This window comes from Bradyrhizobium sp. (assembly GCF_050014615.1).
Taxonomy (GTDB): domain Bacteria; phylum Pseudomonadota; class Alphaproteobacteria; order Rhizobiales; family Xanthobacteraceae; genus Bradyrhizobium.
Map to the genome: position 1 here is coordinate 1 of NZ_JBEKCZ010000265.1, position 6,420 is coordinate 6,420.

Below are 6,420 nucleotides of genomic sequence, written 5' to 3' on the forward strand. Positions count from 1 at the left end.
CGGCTCCAGCCGCGCTTCCAGTGCAGCGGCACCGGAACCAGCACATCGGCCTCCGCCAGCAATTCGCGCCCGGCGCGCGCCATCCAGCGCCCCATCGCGGGAGCCAGATCCGTCCGGTCCTGGTATTTCAGCGCATGCACCAGCGTGCGCGCGACGTCGTCGTAGCGCACCGCGGCGCGGGCGCGCGCATAGGCCGGCGGATCGGCGATCGCCTCCATCGACAGCATGCCGGGGCCGGGATCGTAGATGAAGGGTATCCCGAGCCGCGGACAAAACGGCGGGGCGATGAACGACAATTTGGCCCAGCAGGTGGCGCAGACGCCGTCACCGTGCACCGGTTCGCGGCAGGCCACGCACAGCGTCGGCAACGCGATGTCGAGCGCCAGCCGCGCGGTGTTCATCCACGCGCCACGGGCGACGCGAAGCGCGCCGCGCAGGTGAGAGGTGATGGAGCGGGATGGTGAAGTATCAGCGTCCATGGGCGGAGGCTAGCGCTGTGGCGTGCGGGGCTCAAGCCGGCATTGACGCGGGGCGCGCGCCATGTTGTCAAAAATGGGTCGCAAGTCTACCAAAGCACCATGGCCAACCCCACCACCGCACCCATCCTGTTCGACCGCGCGCTGCTGCGCGCGCGCCAGAATCGAGCGCTGCGGAACGAGCCCGCGACCTTCCTGCTCGACCGCGTCGCCGAGGATATGGACGAGCGCCTGCACGCGGTGCTGCGGGATTTTTCAGATGTCGCGGATGTCTGGTCGCCGGGCGAAATCCTGCGACAGCCGTCACGCGACCGGTTCAAGTCTGTCGCGCAGATCGATCCGGATCAATCCGGGCAAGAAATTCTCAGCCTGCAGGCGGAATCGCTTGATCTCGTTGTTTCCGCGCTGGCGTTTCAGTTTGTCAACGATCTGCCCGGCGTGCTCGCGCAGATCAGGCGGGCGTTGCGGCCCGATGGGTTGTTGCTGGCGGCGATGACCGGCGGCGATACGTTGAGCGAACTACGTCAGTCCTTCGCGGCCGCGGAGGCGGAATGCGAGGGCGGGGTGTCACCCCGCGTGGCGCCGTTCGCCGATCTGCGCGATGTCGGCGCGCTGCTGCAGCGCGCGGGCTTTGCGTTGCCGGTCACCGATGTGGACCGCGTCGTGGTGCGCTATGACAGCGCGTTCGCGCTGATGCAGGATTTGCGCAGGATGGGCGCGACCAATGTCCTGGTCGAGCGGCGGCGGACGCCGACCCGCCGCGCCACGTTGCTGCGGATGGCACAGATTTACGCCGAACGCTTCGCCGATTCGGATGGACGCATCCGCGCGACGTTCGACGTGATCTGGCTGTCAGGCTGGGCGCCGCATGAGAGCCAGCAGCAGCCGTTGAAGCCGGGATCGGCGAAAGCGGGACTGGCGGAGGCGGTGAGGGGCGTGAAGCACGACTGATCTTGTCCCGGACGCGGCGCGATAACTCAATCGTCATTGCCGGGCTTGACCCGGCAATCCATCTCGCTTCGCATAATTTTTGAAGATTGATGGATGCGCGGGTCAAGCCCGCGCATGACGATCGTGGGTGCTACGCATCACATCAGCAGATCGATCAGATGCGGGATCAGCGGAATGTCGGCCGGCGGCATCGGGTAATCGCGCAGTTTGTTGGCGCGGACCCAGGCGAGGGTCTGGCCCTCGCGCGCGATGGCGTCGCCTTCCCAGCGCCGGCAGATATAGAGCGGCATCAGCAGGTGAAAATTCTCATAGGCGTGGCTCGCAAAGGTCAGCGGCGCGAGACAGGCCTCCTTCACGGTGATGCCGATTTCCTCGTACAGCTCGCGAATCAGCGTCTGTTCCGGCCGCTCGCCCGGCTCGAGCTTGCCGCCGGGAAATTCCCAAAGCCCGGCCAGCGCCTTGCCCGGCGGCCGCTGCGCGATCAGCACCCGCTTGTCGGCATCGACCAGCGCGCAGGCGACCACGAGGGTGAGTTTGAAGTCTGCCATACGCCGCAAGCGCTTTTGGAGGATCGATCTTGACGATTCTTCGAACCGTTCAGGATTTATTAACCATGTTAAGCCGGCAATTCCAGCCAGCCCCGCCGCAGGGCTTTACGACCGGTAGTCGCCATTGATCGCGATATATTCCTTGGTGAGGTCGCAGGTCAGCACCCGGTCGCGGCCTTTGCCGAGGCCGAGCGCGACCTTGATCTGGATCTTCGGATTCTTCATCGCGGCTGAAACCTCAGCCTCGTCATAGGACGGATCGCGCGCGCCACGGTTGGCGACGCGGATGCCGTTGAACGAGATCGACAGCTTGTCGCGGTCGGCGGGTTCGCCGGCCTTGCCGACCGCCATCACCACGCGGCCCCAATTGGCGTCCTCGCCGGCGATCGCGGTTTTCACCAGCGGCGAATTGGCGATCGACATCGCGATTTTCCGCGCGGAAGCTTTAGAGGCCGCGCCCTCGACGATGATCTCGACCAGCTTGCGCGCGCCTTCGCCGTCGCGCGCCACCTGTTCGGCCAGATCGGCGAGCACGGCGTTGAAGGCTTTTGTAAAGGCCTTCAGGCGGGGGTCGCCGGCGCGGCTGATTTTCGGCGCGCCATGGTCGGCCGCGGCGCCGGTCGCAAACGCCAGCAACGTATCGGATGTCGAGGTGTCGCCGTCGATGGTGACGGCATTGAAGGTGTCTTCGACGCCGCTTTTGAGCAGCGATTGCAGCGCGCCGGCGGCGATCGGCGCGTCGGTGAACACGAACGCCAGCATCGTCGCCATATCAGGCGCGATCATGCCGGCGCCCTTAGCCATGCCGTTGATCGTGACCCTGGCTTTGCCGAGTTTCACGGTCGCGGTCGCGACTTTCGGAAAGGTGTCGGTGGTCATGATCGCCTTGGCCGCGTTCATCCATTCGCCCGGCACGGCCTGCCCCGCCAAGGTGCCGAGTACGCCGTCGAATTTTGTCGCGTCGAGCGGTTCGCCGATCACGCCGGTGGAGGCCAGAAACACCTCGGCGGGGCGGCATCCGAGCGCCTTGGCGGCGATCGCGGCGGTCAGCGCGGTGGATTGTCGCCCGGTCTTGCCGGTGAAGGCGTTGGCGTTGCCGGAATTGACCACCAGCGCGCGGGCAAAACCTCCCTTGGAATTTCCCTTGAAACTTCCCTTGGAGGATTTTCCGCCGCCGAGTTTGGCGCGGCACCATTCCACCGGCGCGGACGGGCATTTCGACCGGGTGAAGACGCCGGCGACGGCGGTCCCCTTGTCCATTACCGCGAGCAGCACGTCGGTGCGGTCCTTGTAGCGGATACCCGCCGCCGCGGTCGCAAGCTTCACGCCCGCAATCGCGGGCATCTCGGGGACCTCGGTCGGGGCGAGCGGGGAGACGGCTGATGACATGGGTAAATTCCGAGACCAGGAGAAAATAAGATGGCCGGGACAAGCCCGGCCATCACAATTCTAAATACTATTGGCGTCGAAGAAGTGACAGCAGATTTTTACTTCTTCGACGGAGCCATCTTGGAGTCGGCGGGCTTCATTGCGTCCGGCTTGGCTGCCTCAGTGGGCTGATCCATGCGTTCGACCTTGGCGGTTTCGCGCAGCTTCGCCACGTAATCGGCTTGCGCCTTGCGCGTCACATAGGTCTCGATCTGGGCCTTGACCTGCTCGAAGTCGGGCGCCTTGCGGTTGCGCTTTTCCTCGACCTTGATGATGTGCCAGCCGAACTGCGATTTCACCGGATCGGAGATCTTGCCCGGCTCGAGCGCAAAGGCGACGGTGGAGAATTCCGGCACCATCTGTTCCTTGGTGAAGAAGCCGAGATCGCCGCCGTCGGACGCGCCGGGATCCTTGGACTTCTTCTTGGCGAGTTCGGCGAAATCGGCGCCCTTCTTGAGCTCGTCCTCGATCGCCTTGGCCTCGTCCTCGGTCTCGACCAGGATATGACGGGCATGAACCTCTTGCTCGCCGGTGATCTGCTTGGAGGCGTCGTCATAGACCTTCTTCATGGCGTCTTCGGTGGTCGCGGCCTTGCCTTCGACCGCCAGCAGATTGTCCATCAGGAGCCGGTTGCGGGTGAAGGCGAGACGGGCCTTGAAGTCGTCGCGTTCCTCGATCTTCTTGGCTTCGGCGGCTTTGGCGACGATTTTCATGTCGATCAGGAACGCCAGCACATTGTCCTTCTTGGTCGCGGGATCCATCTGCGCGAGGCTGGGGCCGAGTTCTTCCTCGGCCAGCGCGACGTCGCTCTGGCGGATTTCGGCGCCGTTCACCTTGGCGAGCACCGGATTGGCTTCTTCAGCCCAGACCGGCTGGCCGGCCAGCAAGACCATGGCGAGACAGCCGGTGGCGGCGTAGGCGAGGCGGTCGCGAAGGCCGAATTTCGCTGCGGATGACGAAGAGGTCATGGAAAATCCTTATCTTCAAAGTCGTGTGGCGATCTGGGGTGCCAAGGCGGTGCCAAGGCTGTTCGAGCAAGGCTGTTCGAGGCGGCGGGACACTCGCCCAATCATGTGAGATTGGCAACGCGAAAAGTCTGTCAAAATGATGAAATCCTTGACAGGTAGCGTGCCCCGTTTCGCAAGTTCGCGATCCCTCGCGGCACCCGCCGACACCAATTTTCGGAAACATACGAGGTACACCTGAAAATGCCGGTTCCCAGGACCGCCTGTCGATGTGAGCCCCCTGTTTTGAGCGTGCTGCAACCGCTGCCGGGGCTTCAAATCGGCAGCCTTGGCCGCGGTCTGGCCGCCGTTGACAAGCCCCGGGCCCAGCCATATCTCTGCCCAGCCGGGGCAATGGCGAAGGCGCGTATTTGGCTGCGTTTTTGGCCGTTGAACCTTGGATTGCCGAATTCCCACTCATTTGGCGGATGCTCCCGGTTCGGGACCGGCCCGCGATGCGTCACGATGAGTTGATAGGCAACCTGGTGGACCACTTCACGGCTGCAATGCCGAACCGAAAAAGCAGGAATTTGGCATGATCGGCGCGCTCGCCCGCAAGTTTTTCGGCTCTCCCAATGATCGGCGGATCAAGGGATACCAGTCCCGCGTCGATGCCATCAACGCCCTTGAGCCCGAGATCGCGGCCCTGTCGGACGAAGCGCTGAAAGCGCGCACCGGCGAATTCCGCCAGGCTCTTGCCGGCGGCAAGACCCTCGACGAACTTCTGGTGCCGGCCTTCGCCACCGTGCGCGAGGCGGCCAAGCGCACCCTCGGCCAGCGGCATTTCGACGTGCAGCTGATCGGCGGCATGGTGCTGCACGAAGGCGATATCGCCGAGATGAAGACCGGCGAAGGCAAGACGCTGGTCGCAACCCTGGCGGTTTACCTTAATGCGCTGGCCGGCAAGGGCGTCCATGTCGTCACCGTCAACGACTATCTCGCCCGGCGCGACTCCGAATGGATGGGACAGGTCTACAGTTTTCTCGGCCTGACCACCGGCGTCATCGTCCACGGCCTCGACGATTCCGAGCGCAAGGAGGCCTATGCGCGCGACATCACCTACGGCACCAACAACGAATACGGTTTCGACTATCTGCGCGACAACATGAAGTACCGGCTCGAGGACATGGTCCAGCGCGGTCACTACTTCGCGATCGTCGACGAAGTCGATTCGATCCTGATCGACGAGGCGCGCACGCCCTTGATCATCTCCGGGCCGCTCGACGACCGCTCTGACTTCTACAACACCATCGACACCTTCATCCCGAGGCTCGACAAGTCCGACTACGACGTCGACGAGAAGCAGCGCACCGTGGCGCTGACCGAAGCCGGCATGGAGAAGATCGAGACGCTGCTGCGCGAGGCCGACCAGCTCAAGGGCGAATCGCTGTACGACGTCGAGAACGTCTCGGTCGTGCATCACATCAACCAGGCGCTGCGCGCGCACTCGCTGTTCAACCGTGACAAGGACTACATCGTCCGCGACGACGAGGTGATCATCATCGACGAGTTCACCGGCCGCATGATGCCGGGCCGCCGCTACTCGGAAGGCCTGCACCAGGCGCTGGAAGCCAAGGAGCACGTCCAGGTCCAGCCCGAGAACCAGACGCTGGCCTCGATCACCTTCCAGAACTACTTCCGCATGTACGACAAGCTCGCCGGCATGACCGGCACGGCGGCGACCGAGGCCGACGAGTTCATGGACATCTACAATCTGGAAGTCCTCGAAATCCCGACCAACATGCCGATGGTCCGGATCGACGACGATGACGAGGTCTATCGCACGTCGGCGGAAAAATTCCGCGCCATCCTCGCGCTGATCGAAGACTGCAAAGCGCGCGGCCAGCCGGTGCTGGTCGGCTCGACCTCGATCGAAAAATCCGAGCAGCTTGCGGAAATGCTGCGCCAGCATGGCTGGGAGCAGCACGACTTCTCCGATCCGAACGCGTTCGCGGCCCTGTATTCCGGCGATGAGGGCGCCTCGAAGGCCAAGGTGTTCGCGATCCTCAACGC

6 protein-coding genes are annotated in these 6,420 nt (G+C 63.7%); 2 read left to right on the top strand and 4 right to left on the bottom strand.

The window, feature by feature from the left end; translation table 11 throughout:
• Nucleotides 1-479, bottom strand: a 479-nt coding sequence (locus tag ABR948_RS27345; protein WP_428124058.1) for a ComF family protein, incomplete at its 3' end; no start/stop codon positions are given.
• Between the two features lie 99 nt (nt 480-578).
• Here ABR948_RS27345 and ABR948_RS27350 point away from each other — a divergent pair.
• Nucleotides 579-1,427, top strand: a complete 849-nt coding sequence (locus ABR948_RS27350) for a class I SAM-dependent methyltransferase (protein ID WP_428124060.1) — start codon at nt 579-581, stop codon at nt 1,425-1,427.
• Between the two features lie 137 nt (nt 1,428-1,564).
• Here the strand turns inward: ABR948_RS27350 and mutT are convergent, their stop codons facing one another.
• The 3 genes from mutT to ABR948_RS27365 all read right to left on the bottom strand — a co-directional run bounded on the left by mutT (nt 1,565) and on the right by ABR948_RS27365 (nt 4,371).
• Nucleotides 1,565-1,975 carry an 8-oxo-dGTP diphosphatase MutT gene (gene mutT / locus ABR948_RS27355; RefSeq protein WP_428124063.1) on the bottom strand — a complete coding sequence of 137 codons (411 nt, stop codon included), beginning with the start codon at nt 1,973-1,975 and terminating at the stop codon, nt 1,565-1,567.
• 105 nt (nt 1,976-2,080) lie between these two features.
• A complete protein-coding gene (gene argJ, locus ABR948_RS27360; protein WP_428124065.1) occupies nt 2,081-3,364 on the bottom strand; it encodes a bifunctional glutamate N-acetyltransferase/amino-acid acetyltransferase ArgJ in 1,284 nt (427 codons plus the stop codon).
• A gap of 98 nt (nt 3,365-3,462) precedes the next feature.
• Nucleotides 3,463-4,371: a peptidylprolyl isomerase gene (locus tag ABR948_RS27365; protein WP_428124067.1), complete on the bottom strand. Its 909-nt coding sequence runs from the start codon at nt 4,369-4,371 to the stop codon at nt 3,463-3,465.
• 571 nt (nt 4,372-4,942) lie between these two features.
• Between ABR948_RS27365 and ABR948_RS27370 the strand changes: the two genes are divergently transcribed.
• Nucleotides 4,943-6,420 (top strand): preprotein translocase subunit SecA (locus ABR948_RS27370; protein ID WP_490337854.1); only part of this gene is annotated, 1,478 nt, incomplete at its 3' end.